Raw genomic sequence first — 17,746 nt, forward strand, 5'->3', positions numbered from 1 at the left:
GGCAGGTAGGGCAGATTTCCATACTGAAATGAAAATGCTTTCACGTCGTGTGTATGGGCTAGAGTCTGCGCATCTGGCAAGTAGAAAAACAAAAAGCCCAGTCAGATGACTGGGCTTTTTGCTTGAATTCTTGGTGGCCTGGGGCGGAATCGAACCACCGACACAAGGATTTTCAATCCTCTGCTCTACCGACTGAGCTACCAGGCCAACGTGTACTGCTCGGTAAAAATAGAACTATACCACGTTTTTTAATTTGTGCGCATAGTACAACAAAAAATTTATGCATCTTTTCGACTTCAAATTTGCCGTACCCCTAGGGGGAGGCCCTTTTCAGCGAAAAGAGGGCTGCATAAAGGAGTGCAATTGTAATCACAAAAGGGCAATTCAAGTAACATTTTTGGCAAAATTGCGGCTTGCGGCGTAAAATCACTTAAATTTCATGCGTTTTGCCTTTGCAAAATTGCCAGTCTTGGTCTTTTCAGGGCTATAGCCTGTACTGCTCATGTCTGTAGATGTTCTAACCTTCGGTCTGAATCATGTGTCCGCGCCCGTTGCCGTGCGCGAGCGCGTTGCGTTTCCGATCGATGTGTTAAAGCCTGCGCTTGATACCTTGCGTGCCACGTTCGGCACCGGTGTCCGTGAAGCAGCCATTCTGTCTACCTGTAATCGTACCGAGATCTACTGTGCGGCCGAGCCCCATGTGGCTGAGCGTCTGCCCGAATGGATGGCAGACTTCAACAGTCTGCGCTCTGCCGAGCTGACCCCCCATCTGTACCGCTACAACCAGAACGAGGCCGTGCGTCATGCGTTCCGTGTTGCCAGCGGTCTGGACTCCATGGTCTTGGGCGAGCCCCAGATTCTGGGTCAGATGAAAGATGCCGTGCGTGCCGCCAATGAAGCTGGCTCGCTGGGCACCTTGTTGCATCAATTGTTCCAGCGCACCTTCTCGGTGGCCAAGGAAGTCCGTACGCAAACGGCTATTGGCGCCCATTCGGTGTCCATGGCGGCAGCTGCTGTCCGTTTGGCCGAGCGTGTGTTTGGTGATTTGAGCCAGGCCAAGGTGCTGTTTATTGGCGCGGGCGAAATGATCGAGCTGTGCGCCACGCACTTTGCGGCAGTGAACCCCTGTAGCATCGTGGTCGCTAACCGTACTCAGGAACGGGCTGAAAGCCTGGCCTCGCGTTTCATGGCCAGCACCATGAAGCTGGCGGATGTGCCGGATCGTCTGGCTGATTTTGACGTGGTGGTGTCCTGTACGGCCAGTACCTTGCCCATTCTGGGTCTGGGTATGGTGGAGCGAGCCGTACGTTCGCGTCGTCACCGTCCTGTGGTCATGGTTGATCTGGCCGTGCCACGCGATATTGAAACCGAAGTAGGCCGCCTGGACGACGTGTACCTGTACACCGTCGATGATCTGGGCCGCTTTGTACAACGGGGTGCCGATGCCCGTCAGGCCGCTGTGGTGCAGGCTGAAGCCATTATTGACACCCAGGTGCAGCATTACATGCACTGGCTGAGCACCCGTGCGATTGTGCCGGCCATTCTGGATGTGCAGCAGTCGGTCGAAAAAGTACGTCAACACGAGCTGGAGCGCGCGCGCCGCATGTTGGCCCGTGGCGATGATCCAGCAGAAGTCATTGAAATGCTGGCGCATGGCCTGACTCAAAAGTACATGCACGGCCCGATGGCTGAATTGACGCGCAGTGAAGGTTCCGAGCGCGAGCAATTGTTGAATTTGCTGCCTCGTCTGTTGCCCTCGACCACTCGTCGACGTTAGCGTTTGGGCTGTTGTCTGTTCACCGACTCTCCTGCGGTGCAGCCCGATAGCTTTGAACTGCGCCCAGACCCTCTGATTTTCCCTTTAGGCTGTTCCCTATGAAAGACTCTATGCGCAGTCGGCTTGAGCAATTGGCTCGCCGTCTGCATGAAGTTGATGCCATGCTTGCCGAGCCTGAAATTGCCAGCAATATGGACGAGTTTCGCAAACTGTCGCGCGAACGTTCCGAGCTGGACCCTGTTGTAGCAGCCTTCAAAAGCTATGAGGCTGCCGAAGGCGATCTGCAAGCGGCCCAGGACATGATGTCCGACCCTGAATTGAAGGAAATGGGCGAGGAAGAATACAAGTTGGGCAAGGAACGTATCGCTCAACTGGAAGATGAATTGCAAATCCTGCTCCTGCCGCGCGACCCGGACGACACCCGTAACGTGTTCATTGAAATCCGCGCCGGTGCCGGTGGGGATGAAAGCGCTTTGTTTGCCGGGGATTTGCTGCGCATGTACATGCGCTATGCCGAAAACTGCGGCTGGCGTACGGAGATCATGTCTGCCAGCGATTCGGAAGTGGGTGGTTACAAGGAAGTGATCGTCCGAATTGAAGGCCAGGATGTGTACGGACGTCTGAAGTTCGAGTCCGGTGCGCACCGTGTGCAGCGTGTGCCTGAGACTGAAGCTCAGGGCCGCATCCATACCTCTACGTGTACCGTGGCCGTGTTGCCCGAAGCCGAAGGCCTGGCTGAAATCACCATTAACCCCGCTGACTTGCGTGTGGACACCTTCCGCGCCAGTGGTGCCGGAGGTCAGCACGTGAACAAGACGGACTCAGCTGTCCGTTTGACTCACTTGCCTACAGGTTTGGTGGTGGAGTGTCAGGACGACCGTTCCCAGCACCGTAACCGCGAAAAGGCCTTGCAGGTGCTGGCCGCGCGTCTGAAAGACAAGCAGCAGCGTGAGCAATCTGACAAAGAAGCCGCCGAGCGTAAAAGCCTGGTCGGTACGGGTGACCGCTCCGAGCGCATCCGTACCTACAACTTCCCGCAAGGCCGCATGACGGATCACCGTATTAATCTGACCTTGTACAAGCTGGGCTACATCATGGACGGCGATCTGGACGAGCTGATCAAGGCCTTGCTGTCCGAGCATCAGGCCGGTTTGCTGGCTGATCTGGCGCAGGCGTGAGCATGAACCTATCCGGTGAGCAGGCCGTGTCCTCAATGGCCACGCCTGCCGATTCTCCCCGTACCTTGCGAGCCTTGCAGCCGTTAAGTCCCTTGCCGCGCCTGGAGCGCGACATGCTGTGGATGCAGGTGCTGGGGGTCGGTCGTTCCTGGCTGATTGCGCACGACACGGACGAGTTACCGCTGGACAAGATCCAAGCCTATCAAGCACTGGAAGCCCGCCGTGTGGCGGGTGAGCCCATGGCGTATATCGTGGGTGTGCGGGAATTCATGGGTCACGAGTTTCTGGTGTCGCCCTCGGTGCTGATTCCTCGCCCGGATACCGAAACCCTGGTCGAGCGCGCACTGGAGCGCGTGCAGCATATCCAATCTCCTCGCATTCTGGATATGGGCTGTGGCAGCGGTGCCATTGCGGTTTCTCTGGCGCTGGCCCGTCCCGATGCCCATGTGGTCGCCAGTGATATCAGCACGCTGGTATTGGCGCAGGCGGGCTTAAATGCTCAGCGTTTGTGTGGGAAAGTCGAGTTTTGCCTGGGGAGTTGGTACGATGCCGTGGCAGGCCAGGAACCTTTTGACCTGATCGTGTCCAACCCTCCATACATTGCAGTGGATGATGAACATCTGGCGCAGGGCGATGTGCGGTTCGAGCCGCGTCAGGCACTGACAGATGGCTCTGACGGCTTGACGGATTTGCGTACAATAGTTCAGGGAGCCGGGCCGTATCTGCGTCCTGGTGCTAGTCTTCTCATGGAGCACGGCTGGGATCAGGCCGACCATGTGCAAAATATGCTGCGGCAGGCAGGGTTCAAACAGGTCATCAGTTATGAAGATCTGGCAGGAATCCGGCGGGTCACAGGTGGACAGTGTTAATTCTTTTCTTAAGAGAACATCATGAGTGAAGTTCAAGATTTCATCCGCGAAACCGTAACGGAAAACCCCGTTGTGCTGTTTATGAAGGGCACAGCTCAAGCTCCTCAGTGTGGTTTCTCCGCACGCACCGTGCAGATTCTGCGCGCTGTTGGCCTGAGCCAGGTGGTTGTGGTCAACGTGCTGGACGACGCCGAAGTGCGTCAGGGCATCAAGGACTTCTCCAACTGGCCCACCATCCCCCAGCTGTACATCAAGGGCGAATTCGTCGGCGGTTCGGACATCGTGTCTGAAATGTACGAAAACGGCGAACTGGAAACCATGCTGCGCGAGGCTGGGGCTCTGGAGTGAGCACCAAGCGACGCCTGGTCATAGGTATGACCGGGGCCACCGGGGCGGTCTACACCGTGCGCCTGCTGCAAGTGCTGCAGTCCTGTCCGGATGTGGAAACCCATTTGGTGATCTCGCCCTCCGGGGTGCTGAACATCAAATATGAGCTGGATATCGGCAGGCACGAGATCCAGGCTCTGGCCGATCAGGTGCACAGCTTCCGCGATGTGGGTGCAACCTTGGCCAGTGGCAGTTATCCTACGGCGGGCATGGTGATTGTGCCGTGCTCGATGCGTACGCTGGCCGCCGTGGCGCATGGTTTGTCTGACAACCTGATTACCCGGGCTGCCGACGTTACCTTGAAAGAGCGTCGTCGTTTGGTGATGATGGTGCGCGAAACGCCATTCAATCTGGCGCATTTGCGTAATATGACGGCCGTAACGGAAATGGGCGGGATCATTTTCCCTCCTATGCCCGCGTTTTACCTGCGACCCAAAAGCATCGACGATATTGTCGATCACACGGTGATGCGGGTGTTGGAATTGTTCGATATTCAGGTGCCCGGTGAACGCTGGGATGGTTCGCAAAAACCGAGCTAAGGCCTGATAGTCGTTCAGCGGGCGCAAAAAAAGCCCCGATATAAACCTCCACAATCTGGATATCATTCCAGACACTAGCGGTTTATATCGGGGCTTTTTATTGTCTGTCGCTTGTGTATTGGCAGGCGGCAAGCGCTACGCTAAGCCGCGTGTCATGTTTATTGGCCGGAACGACGCTTGCTCATGAACACAATCTGCTGTTCACCAGAAGCGGCAGGTTGAGCGGGGGTGAAGGCATCCTGACGCACGCCCGGAGTAGCTTCGTCGTTATCTTCCTCAAAGCCTGCGGCCAGCAAACTCTCGGGCAGGTGATCGTCAAAATAATCCTGATCAAAGCCTTTATCGCCTTCCGGATCGGCCTGGCCTGTGACCTTCAGGTCTGCAAAGTTATGCAGCTTGGGGTCCATCAGGTGCGAAGGCACCACGCGAGTCAGGGCGCCAAACACGTTCCAGGAACGGTGCGGGAATTTCTTGTCCCATTCCGCAATCATGCGGTTGATTTCCTGGCGCTTCAGGTTTTCCTGCGAACCGCACAAATTACAGGGGATGATGGGGAATTCTTTGAGCTTGGCGTAGGCGATCAGGTCCTTCTCGGGCACATAGGCCAGAGGGCGGATCACGATGTGCTCGCCATTGTCCGACATCAGCTTGGGCGGCATGCCCTTCATGCGGCCACCGTAAAACAGGTTCAGGAAGAAGGTAGCCAGAATGTCATCACGATGATGGCCCAGGGCGATTTTGGTAGCACCCAGCTCCTTGGCGACACGGTACAAGATGCCGCGACGCAAACGCGAGCACAGTGAGCACATGGTCTTGCCTTCGGCAATCACGCGCGTCACCACCGAGTACGTGTCCTGAGTTTCGATGTGATAGGGCACGCCCAGCTTTTCCAGATACTCGGGCAGGATGTGGTCAGGGAAACCGGGCTGCTTCTGGTCCAGGTTCACGGCCACGATGTCGAACTTGATCGGAGCGCGCTTTTGCAAAGTCATCAGCACGTCCAGCAAGCCGTAGGAATCCTTGCCGCCAGACAGGCAGACCATGATCTTGTCGCCTTCCTCGATCATGTTGAAGTCACCGATGGCGCGGCCCACCTCACGCATGATGCGTTTGCTCAGCTTGTTGTCATTGACGCGCTGCTTGCGTTCAGCCTTGCTGGCAAACACGGGAGTCTCGGTTTCGGAAGGAGGGAGGGTGCTGGTGTCTTGGGACATAAGGAAAAGCGGAAATAAGTGTCGTCGTAGCCCCGGCCAGAGGCGGGGCAGGGGGCTTTAGCGGCTGCGTTCAATCTCGATGCCGACGGCATCACAGTCGACAAAGGCCTCGGGTTTGCTGGCGCGGATTTTAACGCGTTCCACGGTCGGGAAATCATTCTGGATGCGATCAGCCAGGCGCTCTACCAGTGTTTCCAGCAGATTCGTGTGTTCCGTGGTGCTGACTTCGATCAGTGCCTCGCGCAGCTGACGGTAGTCCAGCACGGTACCAATATCACTGTCTTCTACGTCTTGCGTAATGGTGGTGTCGAATTCGGCATCAATATGCAGGGGCTGGCGGTGAACCAGTTCGTGGTCCAGCATGCCGATAGAGGCTTGCACCACCAGATTGTTGATGAATATACGGCGTGTCGTCATGGCAAAAACAAAGTATCAGGCCCGCCGGGTATGGCGGGCCTGTGAAGTCAATCAGGACTGGCGGCTCAGGACGCATTCGTCCAAGGCAGGGCGCGCCAGTTGCAGCGTGAAGCAGTGTAGTTCATCGCGGCGGAAGGCGTGGACCTGAACGGTTTGACCCGGCTCGTAAGCGGCCAGCAGACGCTCCAGGCTCGCCGTGTCGCTGACACGCAAGCCGTCAATCGCGACCAGGGCGTCACCCGCAGACAGGCCTGCTTGATGCGCTGCACCATCAGTGAAGACGGTAGCCAGCTGGCATTGGCCTGCGCTTTGGCGCAAGCGAGCGTTCAGGCTGGGCAGCTTGGAGGAGGCTTGCCATTCCAGCTTCAAGCCTTGTTCGGCCAGCCAGGGTTTCAAGGGCAGGTCCTCGCAGCCTTCAACGTAGCGAGCAATGAAATCCGTGGCGTCGTAGCCAGTCGCTTCCAGAATCAGGGCGGGCATGGCATTTTCAGGAATGCCTTCTGGCTTGTCTTGATAGAAGTCACGACCATAGCGCTCCCACATCAGCAGCATCACATCGTCCAGACTCTTGGCTTGCTGGGTATGGCTGCGAATGCACAGGTCCAGGCCCAAGGCGATCAGTGCGCCCTTGCTGTAATAGCTGACCAGTGCGTTGGGGGAGTTCTCGTCCTGCTTGTAATAGCGCGTCCAGGCGTCAAAAGAGCTTTGTGCAGCGGACTGCTTGAAGCGCCCGGGGCCACGCTCAACGGCATTGATGTTCTTGGCCAGCAGCTTCAGGTAGTCGGCTTCGCTCAGCACGCCCGAGCGCAGCAGCATCAAATCGTCGTAGTACGAGGTGAAGCCTTCAAACACCCATAGCAAGCGGGTGTGGTTTTCACGGCTCAGGTCGTAGGGTGCGAAGACGGCGGGCTTGATGCGTTTGACGTTCCAGGTATGGAAGTACTCATGGCTGACCAGACCCAAAAAGGTCTGGTAGCCCGCGCTTTTCACCGATTTGTCCTGGCCCTGGGTAGGCAGGTCTCGACGCGAAGCCATCAGGGCGGTCGAGGCGCGATGCTCCAGCCCGCCGTAACCGTCATCGGTCACCATGGTCATGAACACGTAGCGCGAGCTGCAATCCAGGAAGGGCGCGCGACGGGTTTCAGGTTCGAAAAAGGCGATTTGCTCGGCACAGATTTTCTCTACGTCACGGGCAATGCGGGGCAGGTCCAGGTTCGGGATGACGCCAGTAAAGACCAGTTCGTGTTCAGCGCCGTGGGCAAAGAAGCTGATGACCTGGGGAGTACCCATCTCAATGGGGTGGTCGATCAACTCATCGTAATTGCTGGCGCGGTACAGGCCAAAACCATAGCGCTCTGCCGCGCCTGGCATGCCGGTGGCCTCGGGCAGGCTGGTGTAAACCTGCCAGTCTTCCATGTCCTCGTTGGACACCAGTTCCAGCAGGCAAGGCTGTTCAGTCTGGCCCTCAACGGCCAGCAGGGCGCTGGTGCCATTAAAGAAAGCATGGGTCTGATCAATATGCGCGCCTCGTACGGACAGGTCCCAGGCATAGACCTGGTACTGAATGCTCAAGGGGCCCTCGCAGGGTTCGCACTGCCAGCGATGGTTGTCCAGCTTGCGGATGGAAACCGGCTTTTCGCCGGAGAAGGCGGCTATGCTTTCGATCTGACGCGAGAAGTCGCGGATCAGGTAGCTGCCAGGGATCCAGGCCGGAAGGCTCAAGATCTGGCCATCTGTTTGGGGGGAAGTGATCTGTATCTGGACAGTCAGGCGGTGGCCGGCGAGATCTGTTGGCTCGGCACGGTAAAGTACGGGTGTAGGTTCCATTCCCCTATTCTATTTAATTTTTCTGGGAGTCAGCATGAACGAACCCTTAGTCAAAGCAGAGGTGCATGGTCGTGTTGCTTTATTGACATTAAATCGGCCCAAGGCTTTGAATGCGCTCAATAACGAGCTGATCGCCGAGTTGTATGCCCTGTTAAAGAAATACGATGCCGACAACGAAATCGGTTGTATCGTGCTGACCGGTAACGAAAAAGCCTTTGCCGCCGGTGCCGATATCGGCGCCATGAAAGACTGGAATTACCACGATGTCAGCTCCCAGGACTATCTGGGTGGCCAGTGGGAAGAACTGCGCCGTTTCCGCAAGCCCATCATTGCCGCCGTCGCTGGCTATGCCTTGGGCGGTGGCTGCGAACTGGCCATGTTGTGTGACTTCATCATTGCCGCTGACTCCGCTCGTTTTGGTCAGCCAGAAATCAAGCTGGGCGTGATTCCCGGTTTTGGTGGTACGCAGCGTCTGCCCCGTGCCGTGGGCAAGGCCAAGGCCATGGATCTGATTCTGACTTCGCGCATGATGAATGCCGAAGAGGCCGAGCGCTCCGGTCTGGTGTCGCGCGTGGTGCCTGCCGACAAGCTGATTGAAGAGGCGCTGGAAGCCGCAACGGTTATTTCCAGCATGTCCTTGCCGTCGGTCCTGATGGCCAAAGAGTGTGTGAACCGTGCTTTTGAATCGTCACTGGAAGAAGGGTTACTGTTCGAGCGCCGCAACTTCCATGGCTTGTTTGCCACTGACGATCAGAAGGAAGGCATGCGTGCCTTTGTCGAGAAGCGCAAGCCCGAGTTCAAGCACCGCTAAGTTTCTCAATCGCTGATAAAACAAGGGGTGTGTTGTAAAATTGCTGCACTGCAATGTTACAAAATAAGCTTACCCCTTGATGCCATTGAGGTTGCGTAAATCAGCCTTGCATTAAGTATCAAACAAGCAAGGCTGAATTTGCTTACAACAAAAAAAAGACGCTATACTTTATGGGTTTGACGACACCGGCTTTTGAAAGGGGCCGATAATATTGCGCGGATGGATTGGCCAAGGCCTTTGCAGTACATCCACCCACACAACGTTATCTGATTGTTTCCTACTATGAATCAGCCGATTTATCAGCAGACAGGCACCACAGCCACGGTGCAGGCAGCAGGGGACAAGCCACCATTTCCGGAACCCGTAGTGCTTACGCCCGAGCAACGTAGCCGCATGGCTCGCCGGGCAGGGCAAGGAATTGTGCGCACACTTGTTGCCCAGGCTTTTATGGGTCTGGTGGCAATTGGCCTGTCGGCATGGATTTCCGGCGCATATGCAGCAGCCTCAGCACTGATTGGTGCGGCTGCTTATTTTGTGCCTAACGCATTGTTCGCATTGCGTCTTTTGCTGGGTTTGATGGGCGGCGGCAACGCCGGAGCGCTTTCCTTCTTCTGGGGGGAGGCATTCAAACTCGGTTTTGCGGTATTGACACTGGCAACGGCTGCCATGGCAAACACGGGCTGGTTAGTTTGGCCTGCCTTGCTCTTTGGCCTGCTGTGTGTCTTGAAGGGATATGTGCTGCTGCTGTTTTTCCGCAAGCTGCCATAACGAATTTTTGTTTCACGGGCTCGTCCCATAACGTATACATCACAGGGTAAATACAGATGGCTGCTGCTAGTGATATTTCGCCTCAGTCAGGGTACATCCAGCATCACTTGGTTCACTTGAACAACTTGGGTGAAAAACAGGATGTTCTGGCCAACTTCGGTGTCATTAACTACGACTCCATGTTCTGGTCCCTGCTGATGGGTCTGGTTGTGGTTTTCTTTCTGTGGCGCGCCGCTTCGGCCGCAACAGCCGGCGTACCAGGCCGCTTGCAGTCTTTTGTAGAAATGCTGGTCGATTGGGTTGAAGACCAGGCCAAATCCATTGTTCCTAACGCTGAGTCCCGGAAATTTGTCTCGCCCCTGGCGCTGACCGTGTTCCTGTGGATCATCATGATGAACGTGCTGGACTTGCTGCCCGTTGATGGTCTGGGCTGGATCTTCATCCAGACCGGTCTGGCCGCTGAACATGGCGACCCTCTGTACTACCACCGTATTTTGCCAACCGCTGACTTGAACGTGCCTATGGGCATGTCCATGGGCGTGCTGCTGCTGATGTTCTACTACGGCATCAAGATCAAGCACCCCGGCGGCTTCGTCAAAGAGCTGTTTACTGCACCGTTCACTGCCACAGGCCTGATGGCTGTTGTGCTGGCACCTTTCAACTTCTTGCTGAACTGCATCGAATACGCGGCCAAGTCCGTGTCCTTGGGCATGCGGTTGTTCGGCAATATGTTTGCCGGTGAACTGGTTTTCATGTTGATCGCTCTGCTGGGTGGCGCATGGACAGGGTTTAATGGCGCCAGCCTGGGACTGGGTATCGGTCACATTCTGGCCGGTTCTGTGTGGGCAATCTTCCACATTCTGATTGTGTTGCTCCAGGCGTTCATCTTCATGATGCTCACCCTTGTCTATATTGGACAAGCACACGAAGGCCATTAATCCGATTCCGACTGGACAATGGTGTCTGGTTGGGGGGAGCAGGCCTGGCCTGCTAACGCTTTGATTTTTTTGAATTACACCTGATTTTTAACCAAGGAGTTGTCATGACCAACGTAGCTCTCGTTGCTCTTGCTTGCGGTATCATCATCGGTCTGGGCGCTTTTGGCGCTTGCATTGGTATCGCCCTGATGGGTGGTAAATATCTGGAAGCATCGGCTCGTCAGCCTGAACTGATGAACGCTCTGCAAACCAAGATGTTCCTGTTGGCCGGTCTGATCGATGCTGCTTTCCTGATCGGTGTCGGTATCGCCATGTTGTTTGCATTCGCCAACCCATTCGTTGGGTAATAAGGCGAGTCCGTTGCCGCTTTTGGCAGACGGGCAGGCAGTCGTCGTTAGCGGTGTGTTGCTCGGTTTGATCATGCACCGCTTGTCGACTTGAACATACATGTGTCAGGACGCATACCGCTTCCTACACACGTGGTATTGAAGGGATACGACCGTGAATTTAAACGCGACTCTCTTTTTTCAGATGATCGTGTTTTTCGTTTTGGCCTGGTTTACGATGAAATTCGTATGGCCGCCACTGACGAAAGCAATCGATGATCGTCGTCAGAAAATCGCTGATGGTTTGGCTGCTGCCGATAAAGGCAAGGCCGATCTGGCACAGGCCCAAGCGCGTATCAGCCTGATGGATGCTTCGGCCAAGTCCGAAAACCATCAACGCATTGTCGACGCTGAAAAACAAGCGACTGCTCTTTTGGAGCAAGCTCGTCGTGAAGCCGAAGCCGAAAAAGCCCGCATTATTGCGCAGGCCCAGCAAGACGCTAACCAGGAAGTGCAACGTGTACGTGAAGGTCTGCGTAGCGAAGTGGCTGCCTTGGCCGTCAAGGGTGCCGAGCAAATCTTGCGACGCGAAGTTGACGCTAATGCGCACGCCCAGCTGCTCGAGCAGCTCAAGGCAGAACTTTAACATCAAGGCAGGCCATGGCTGAACTATCGACTATTGCCAGACCTTACGCCGAAGCCCTGTTCGCCGCCGTGCGCGACGACAGCCAGGGTCTCGAATCGTGGTCGGCCCTGTTGTCCGAAATGGCTCAGGTGGCCGGTCTCCACGATGTGCGCGAGGCACTGAACGATCCGCGCCTGAATAACGGGCAGCGACTCGAACTCTTTACGGGCCTGGTTAAGTCACAGGTCACCGAAAAGGCTCGCAACTTTCTTCAATTGTTGGTGGATAACCAGCGCATCTTGCTGTTGCCACAAATTGCAGAACAGTTTGATCTATTGAAACACCAACTCGAAGGCACGGCGCAGGCACAGATTATCAGTGCTTTCCCGATGGCTGAGGCTCAGGTTGCTGAGCTGACCGCTGGGCTGGAGAAAAAGTTTGGCCTGAAGCTAAAACCGACTGTGACCGTCGACGCTGACCTTATCGGCGGTATTCGGGTGATTGTTGGTGACCAGGTGCTCGACACTTCCGTGCAGGCCCGGCTGGCCAGCATGCGCGATACGCTGACCGCATAGCGCGAGTCAGTAAACAGGATTTCAGGAGTCTGAACATGCAACTTAATCCGTCCGAGATCAGCGAACTGCTCAAGAGCCGCATCGAAGGCCTGGGTGCGTCGACTGACGTTCGTACACAAGGCACGGTCGTATCCGTGACCGACGGTATTACGCGCATCCACGGTTTGTCCGATGTGATGCAGGGCGAAATGCTCGAATTTCCGAACAACACGTTCGGTCTGGCCCTTAACCTCGAGCGCGACTCTGTCGGCGCCGTGATTCTGGGTGAATACACCGGTGTTTCCGAAGGCGACGCAGTTAAAACAACTGGCCGCATTCTGGAAGTACCCGTTGGCCCCGAACTGTTGGGTCGTGTGGTTGATACTCTGGGTATGCCTATCGACGGCAAGGGCCCGATCAACGCCAAGATGACTGACGTCATCGAGAAAGTGGCTCCTGGCGTTATCGCCCGTGAGTCCGTCTCCCAGCCCATGCAGACCGGCACGAAAGCCGTGGACTCCATGGTGCCAATCGGCCGTGGTCAGCGCGAACTGATCATTGGTGACCGTCAGACCGGCAAGACTGCCGTGGCTGTGGACACCATCATTGCTCAAAAGGGCAATGGCGTTAAATGTATCTACGTTGCCGTGGGCCAAAAAGCTTCCACGATCAACAACGTGGTGCGCAAGCTCGAAGAGCACGGTGCTCTGGAGTACACAATTGTTGTGGCCGCCTCGGCTTCCGAGTCCGCTGCCATGCAATACCTGGCTCCTTACTCCGGTTGCACCATGGGTGAATACTTCCGTGATCGTGGCGAAGACGCCCTGATCATTTATGACGACTTGACCAAGCAAGCTTGGGCCTACCGTCAAGTATCCCTGTTGCTGCGTCGCCCACCAGGCCGTGAAGCCTACCCCGGTGACGTGTTCTACCTGCACTCCCGTCTGCTCGAGCGCGCTGCTCGTGTGAACGCCGAGTACGTAGAAAAATTCACTAACGGTGAAGTGAAGGGCAAGACCGGTTCGTTGACCGCACTGCCTATCATTGAAACGCAAGCCGGTGACGTTTCCGCTTTCGTTCCAACCAACGTGATTTCGATTACTGACGGTCAGATCTTCCTGGAGTCCGACCTGTTCAACGCTGGTGTTCGTCCCGCTATTAACGCCGGTATTTCGGTGTCCCGCGTGGGTGGCGCTGCTCAAACCAAGGTCATCAAGAAACTGTCCGGCGGTATTCGTACCGACTTGGCTCAGTACCGTGAATTGGCTGCGTTTGCTCAGTTCGCTTCCGACCTGGATGACGCAACCCGTCGCCAGCTGGAACGTGGTAAGCGCGTGGTCGAACTGCTCAAGCAGCCCCAGTACCAGCCTCTGGCTGTGTGGGAACTGGCCGTGAGCCTGTACGCTGTGAACAACGGTTACTTCGACGATCTGGAAGTCGCTCAGGTTCTGCCTTTCGAGAAAGGCCTGAAAGATCACCTGCGCAGCAAGTTCGCTGCCCTGGTTGAGCGTATCGAAAGCAAGAAGGAACTGGTTAAAGAAGACGAGGCTGAGTTGGTTACAGCCATCCAGGACTTCAAAAAGCACGGCGCTTTCTAATCATTGTTGGCAGGCGCCGGAAACCCCGGCGTCATGATTAGCGGGAGTCGACAGCCTAGTCTGGCTCCCGATAATGCCCTTACAGGAAAGTGTGATGGCCGGAATCAAGGAAATTCGTACTAAGATCAAGAGCGTGCAAAACACGTCCAAGATCACCAAAGCCATGGAGATGGTGGCGGCATCCAAGATGCGCAAGGCGCAAGAGCGGATGCGTGCTGGTCGTCCCTATGCAGACAAGGTGCGCGAGATTGCTTCGCATCTGATGCAGGCGCACCCCGACTACACTCACCCCTACATGGTTGAGCCTGCCGAAGTCAAATCGGTAGGTATCGTGGTTGTCAGCACGGACAAAGGTCTGTGTGGCGGCCTGAACACCAATATTCTGCGTCTGGTACTTGCGCGTGTTCGCGAGTTTGAAGACAAGGGTATTAAGGTTCAGACAACGGCTCTGGGTGGTAAAGCTGCTGGAACATTGGCGCGTGTTGGTGCCAATCTGGTTTCTCAGGAAGTGGGCTTGGGCGACGCGCCTAACCTGGAACGTCTGATTGGCGCTATCAAGGTGCAGATCGACGACTTCGTGGAAGGCCGCATTGATGCTGTTTATCTGGCGACCAGCCGCTTTGTCAATACGATGAAGCAGGACCCAACATTTATTCGCTTGCTGCCTCTGCCTTCCGGTCTGAAAGATCCTTTCCAGGCTGGTGATCAGGTAGTCGCTCAAGAAAGCGCTAACTCTTCCGAATACGGTTGGGATTACATCTACGAACCCGATGCCAAGTCGGTTATTGACGACTTGTTGCTGCGTTACGTAGAGGGTCTGGTGTATCAGGCCGTTGCCGAGAACATGGCCTCTGAGCAGTCTGCCCGTATGGTGGCCATGAAAGCCGCTTCGGACAACGCCAAGACCGTTATCGGTGATCTTCAGCTGGTCTATAACAAGACCCGCCAGGCAGCGATTACGAAAGAAATCTCTGAAATCGTGGGGGGTGCCGCTGCTGTGTAATCACGGCAAGGCACACCATCAAAGTTATATTGCAAGGACTCAACATGAGCAACGGTACCATCGTTCAGTGCATCGGCGCCGTGGTGGATATTCAGTTCCCCCGCGACAGCATCCCTAAAGTCTACGAAGCATTGACGCTCGTTGACGAAAGTTCGGCTTTCGCAGAAAAAGGCCTGACTTTTGAAGTACAGCAACAATTGGGTGACGGTGTAGTTCGCACCATCGCCATGGGTTCCAGCGACGGCCTGCGCCGCGGTATGGAAGTGGCCGGTTCGGGCGCTCCCATCTCCGTACCTGTGGGTGTTGGCACCCTGGGTCGCATTATGGACGTTCTGGGTCGCCCCATTGACGAAGTCGGTCCTATCCAGTCCGACGAGCGTCGCGCCATTCACCAGGCTGCTCCTACTTTCGACGAACTGTCGCCTTCCGTAGAGCTGCTGGAAACCGGTATTAAAGTGATTGACCTGGTTTGCCCGTTCGCCAAGGGTGGTAAGGTTGGTCTGTTCGGTGGTGCCGGTGTGGGCAAGACCGTGAACATGCTGGAGCTGATCAACAACATCGCCAAGGCACACAGCGGTCTGTCCGTGTTTGCCGGTGTGGGTGAGCGTACCCGTGAAGGTAACGACTTCTACCACGAAATGGCCGATGCTGGCGTTATCCAGATGGACAACCTGAGCGAGTCCAAAGTGGCCATGGTGTTCGGTCAGATGAACGAACCTCCAGGCAACCGTCTGCGTGTGGCACTGTCCGGCCTGACCATGGCCGAGAAGTTCCGTGACGAAGGCCGTGACATCCTGTTCTTTGTGGACAACATCTACCGCTACACGCTGGCCGGTACCGAAGTGTCCGCTTTGCTGGGTCGTATGCCTTCCGCAGTGGGTTACCAGCCTACGCTGGCCGAGGAAATGGGTAAGCTGCAAGAGCGCATTACCTCCACCAAGACCGGTTCGATTACGTCCATCCAGGCCGTTTACGTTCCAGCCGATGACTTGACTGACCCATCGCCTGCTACGACCTTCTTGCACTTGGACTCCACCGTTGTGTTGTCGCGTGACATTGCTGCTCTGGGTATTTACCCCGCTGTGGACCCTCTGGACTCCACCAGCCGTCAGCTGGATCCACAAATTGTGGGCGAAGAGCACTACGCAGTGGCTCGCGGTGTTCAGCAAACGCTGCAGCGCTACAAGGAATTGCGTGACATTATCGCGATTCTGGGTATGGACGAGCTGTCTCCAGAAGACAAGCAGGCTGTTGCCCGCGCTCGTAAGATCCAGCGCTTCCTGTCTCAGCCTTTCCACGTGGCAGAAGTGTTTACCGGCTCGCCTGGTAAGTACGTTCCACTGGCTGAAACCCTGCGCGGCTTCAAGATGATCGTCGACGGCGAGTGTGATGCACTGCCAGAACAGGCGTTCTACATGGTCGGTTCGATCGACGAGGCTTTCGAAAAAGCCAAGACTATTCAGTAATAAGGATTACTCATGGCTAAGCTTCATGTTGACGTGGTTAGTGCTGAAGAATCGATCTTTGCTGGTGAAGCAAAGTTCGTGGCACTGCCCGGCGAGGCTGGGGAGCTGGGTATTTTGCCCGGTCACACTCCACTGATCTCGCGGATTCGTCCCGGCACGCTGAAGATCGTTATGGACGATGGCAGCGAAGAGCATATCTTTGTCGCTGGCGGCATACTCGAGGTTCAGCCTGGGAAAGTCACTGTATTGTCGGATACCGCGATTCGCGCACAAGACCTGGATGAAGCAAAGGCGCTGGAAGCCCGCAAGCATGCGGAAGAAGCCCTGCGTAACACCAAGGACAAGGCCGATATCGCTGTTGTGGAAGCCGAGCTGGCCATGCTGGCCGCTCAAGCTGCCGCAGCACGTCGCTTGAGCAACGCGCGCAAGCACTAAGCTCAAGTCGGTAGCATCCGTGAAAAAGCCACCCTTAGGGGTGGCTTTTTTGCGTTGTGATATAGCTAATTTGGCAAAGTGTTATTCAGCTTGTTTTTGCAGGAACAACAAGCTTTGTTCAATTCCCTTGCTCCAGTCCCGCTCTATGTTTTTATCCCCTAGCAGGGCATTCAGCTTGCCTTGTTCCAAGCTTGATTGGGCAGGTCGCGTGGCTGGTGTTGGGTATTGGCTGCTGGGGATAGGATGTAAAGCAGGAGACTGAGCCAGTAGCCCTAGCGTGGTGGCTTGCTTGAAAATCTCGTGCGCAAAGTCGTACCAGCTTGTATAAGGTTGTCCTGCGAAATGGTAAATACCAGATGGAGCGGAATGCGGGCTCTGTCCATGAGTTGGCTGGATCTGTTGTGCAGCCAAGCTTAATAATACTTGGCCAATATGGGGCGCGTAACTTGGGCCTCCGATCTGATCGGCCACAATACTGAGCTCAGCTCGCTCGCGCCCGAGACGCAACATGGTTTTCAGAAAGTTGTTTCCAAATTGGCTAAAGACCCAGCTGGTCCTCAAAACAATGGCTGAAGGCAGTGCGTTCAAGACAGACTGCTCACCTCTCAGCTTGCTTTGTCCATAGACACTGACAGGGGCTGTAGGGGCCTCTTCGGGGTAAGGCTGGCTTGCCAGGCCGTCAAACACGTAGTCAGTGGAGACATGCACCATCTTGATGGCGCGTTGTGCGCAAGCTATGGCTAGTAGACCAGGAGCTACACCGTTGATCAGATGTGCAAGGTCAGGTTCAGATTCGGCTTTATCCACCGCTGTGTAGGCCGCTGCATTGATGAGGACTGCTGGTTTGTACTTGTCTAATGCGTGTGAGATTGAGTCTGTTTGGGTGATATCAAGCTCATCTCGACCAAGCAGAACCAGATCGCTGTCCTGAGGAGCGAGCTTGTGTATCCATTGCAGGGATTGTCCAAGCTGGCCTTGAGCGCCTGTAACAAGAATAAGAGTGCGTGACATGGG

19 protein-coding genes and 1 tRNA gene are annotated in these 17,746 nt (G+C 55.6%); 15 read left to right on the plus strand and 5 right to left on the minus strand.

Features of this window, described 5'->3' with window-relative positions:
- Positions 1-131: 131 nt before the first annotated feature.
- Positions 132-207, minus strand: a tRNA-Phe gene (locus tag ACFPDR_RS01645).
- 295 nt (positions 208-502) lie between these two features.
- On the opposite strand from ACFPDR_RS01645, the gene hemA reads away from it, so the two are divergent.
- The 5 genes from hemA (at position 503) to ACFPDR_RS01670 (ending at position 4,750) form a co-directional block, all read left to right on the plus strand.
- Complete coding sequence (gene hemA, locus ACFPDR_RS01650; RefSeq protein ID WP_021447198.1) at positions 503-1,777, plus strand: glutamyl-tRNA reductase; 1,275 nt, start codon at positions 503-505, stop codon at positions 1,775-1,777.
- Between the two features lie 98 nt (positions 1,778-1,875).
- Positions 1,876-2,955: a peptide chain release factor 1 gene (prfA, locus tag ACFPDR_RS01655; protein WP_009464100.1), complete on the plus strand. Its 1,080-nt coding sequence runs from the start codon at positions 1,876-1,878 to the stop codon at positions 2,953-2,955.
- Positions 2,956-2,957: 2 nt separating this feature from the next.
- Positions 2,958-3,824, plus strand: a complete 867-nt coding sequence (prmC, locus tag ACFPDR_RS01660) for a peptide chain release factor N(5)-glutamine methyltransferase (RefSeq protein ID WP_083054779.1) — start codon at positions 2,958-2,960, stop codon at positions 3,822-3,824.
- Positions 3,825-3,845: 21 nt separating this feature from the next.
- On the plus strand, positions 3,846-4,172 hold the full coding sequence (gene grxD / locus ACFPDR_RS01665; RefSeq protein WP_003804985.1) for a Grx4 family monothiol glutaredoxin: 327 nt from the start codon (positions 3,846-3,848) through the stop codon (positions 4,170-4,172).
- The gene (locus tag ACFPDR_RS01670) at positions 4,169-4,750 is read left to right on the plus strand and encodes a UbiX family flavin prenyltransferase (protein WP_376910319.1); all 582 of its coding nucleotides are present in this window, start codon (positions 4,169-4,171) and stop codon (positions 4,748-4,750) included. The genes grxD and ACFPDR_RS01670 overlap by 4 nt, the downstream gene beginning before the upstream one ends.
- Before the next feature lie 158 nt (positions 4,751-4,908).
- On the opposite strand, the gene ttcA is transcribed toward ACFPDR_RS01670, so the two are convergent.
- From ttcA to ACFPDR_RS01685, 3 genes are read right to left on the minus strand one after another with little or no spacing between them, the layout of a single operon-like run.
- Entirely contained in the window at positions 4,909-5,964 is a 1,056-nt protein-coding gene (gene ttcA, locus ACFPDR_RS01675) for a tRNA 2-thiocytidine(32) synthetase TtcA (protein WP_226349145.1), read from the minus strand.
- 57 nt (positions 5,965-6,021) lie between these two features.
- Positions 6,022-6,381 carry a dihydroneopterin aldolase gene (gene folB / locus ACFPDR_RS01680; RefSeq protein WP_371478221.1) on the minus strand — a complete coding sequence of 120 codons (360 nt, stop codon included), beginning with the start codon at positions 6,379-6,381 and terminating at the stop codon, positions 6,022-6,024.
- A gap of 51 nt (positions 6,382-6,432) precedes the next feature.
- Positions 6,433-8,208, minus strand: a complete 1,776-nt coding sequence (locus tag ACFPDR_RS01685) for a M61 family metallopeptidase (protein ID WP_376910322.1) — start codon at positions 8,206-8,208, stop codon at positions 6,433-6,435.
- Positions 8,209-8,242: 34 nt separating this feature from the next.
- Here ACFPDR_RS01685 and ACFPDR_RS01690 point away from each other — a divergent pair, with 34 nt between their 5' ends.
- The 10 genes from ACFPDR_RS01690 to ACFPDR_RS01735 all read left to right on the plus strand — a co-directional run bounded on the left by ACFPDR_RS01690 (position 8,243) and on the right by ACFPDR_RS01735 (position 16,732).
- Positions 8,243-9,019 (plus strand): enoyl-CoA hydratase, encoded by a 777-nt coding sequence (locus tag ACFPDR_RS01690; RefSeq protein WP_060185379.1) that lies wholly within the window; start codon positions 8,243-8,245, stop codon positions 9,017-9,019.
- A gap of 282 nt (positions 9,020-9,301) precedes the next feature.
- Complete coding sequence (locus ACFPDR_RS01695; RefSeq protein ID WP_226349147.1) at positions 9,302-9,787, plus strand: ATP synthase subunit I; 486 nt, start codon at positions 9,302-9,304, stop codon at positions 9,785-9,787.
- Between the two features lie 56 nt (positions 9,788-9,843).
- Positions 9,844-10,725, plus strand: coding sequence for a F0F1 ATP synthase subunit A (gene atpB / locus ACFPDR_RS01700; protein WP_035270224.1), 882 nt, complete (start codon positions 9,844-9,846; stop codon positions 10,723-10,725).
- 104 nt (positions 10,726-10,829) lie between these two features.
- Positions 10,830-11,072, plus strand: coding sequence for a F0F1 ATP synthase subunit C (gene atpE, locus ACFPDR_RS01705; protein ID WP_009464117.1), 243 nt, complete (start codon positions 10,830-10,832; stop codon positions 11,070-11,072).
- Positions 11,073-11,226: 154 nt separating this feature from the next.
- Positions 11,227-11,697 carry a F0F1 ATP synthase subunit B gene (locus tag ACFPDR_RS01710; protein WP_009464119.1) on the plus strand — a complete coding sequence of 157 codons (471 nt, stop codon included), beginning with the start codon at positions 11,227-11,229 and terminating at the stop codon, positions 11,695-11,697.
- A 14-nt stretch (positions 11,698-11,711) separates the two neighbouring features.
- The gene (locus tag ACFPDR_RS01715) at positions 11,712-12,251 is read left to right on the plus strand and encodes a F0F1 ATP synthase subunit delta (RefSeq protein WP_003805005.1); all 540 of its coding nucleotides are present in this window, start codon (positions 11,712-11,714) and stop codon (positions 12,249-12,251) included.
- Positions 12,252-12,286: 35 nt separating this feature from the next.
- Positions 12,287-13,828 carry a F0F1 ATP synthase subunit alpha gene (atpA, locus tag ACFPDR_RS01720; protein WP_003805007.1) on the plus strand — a complete coding sequence of 514 codons (1,542 nt, stop codon included), beginning with the start codon at positions 12,287-12,289 and terminating at the stop codon, positions 13,826-13,828.
- A gap of 94 nt (positions 13,829-13,922) precedes the next feature.
- Positions 13,923-14,831, plus strand: coding sequence for a F0F1 ATP synthase subunit gamma (gene atpG, locus ACFPDR_RS01725; protein ID WP_035270228.1), 909 nt, complete (start codon positions 13,923-13,925; stop codon positions 14,829-14,831).
- 44 nt (positions 14,832-14,875) lie between these two features.
- Positions 14,876-16,297, plus strand: coding sequence for a F0F1 ATP synthase subunit beta (gene atpD / locus ACFPDR_RS01730; protein ID WP_035270229.1), 1,422 nt, complete (start codon positions 14,876-14,878; stop codon positions 16,295-16,297).
- 12 nt (positions 16,298-16,309) lie between these two features.
- The gene (locus ACFPDR_RS01735) at positions 16,310-16,732 is read left to right on the plus strand and encodes a F0F1 ATP synthase subunit epsilon (protein WP_009464130.1); all 423 of its coding nucleotides are present in this window, start codon (positions 16,310-16,312) and stop codon (positions 16,730-16,732) included.
- Positions 16,733-16,813: 81 nt separating this feature from the next.
- Here ACFPDR_RS01735 and rfbD read toward each other — a convergent pair whose 3' ends face one another.
- Positions 16,814-17,743: a dTDP-4-dehydrorhamnose reductase gene (rfbD, locus tag ACFPDR_RS01740; RefSeq protein WP_376910326.1), complete on the minus strand. Its 930-nt coding sequence runs from the start codon at positions 17,741-17,743 to the stop codon at positions 16,814-16,816.
- Between the last annotated feature and the right edge of the window lie 3 nt (positions 17,744-17,746).

Source organism: Alcaligenes sp. GCM10023179 (assembly GCF_042653705.1).
Classification (GTDB): domain Bacteria; phylum Pseudomonadota; class Gammaproteobacteria; order Burkholderiales; family Burkholderiaceae_B; genus Alcaligenes; species Alcaligenes phenolicus.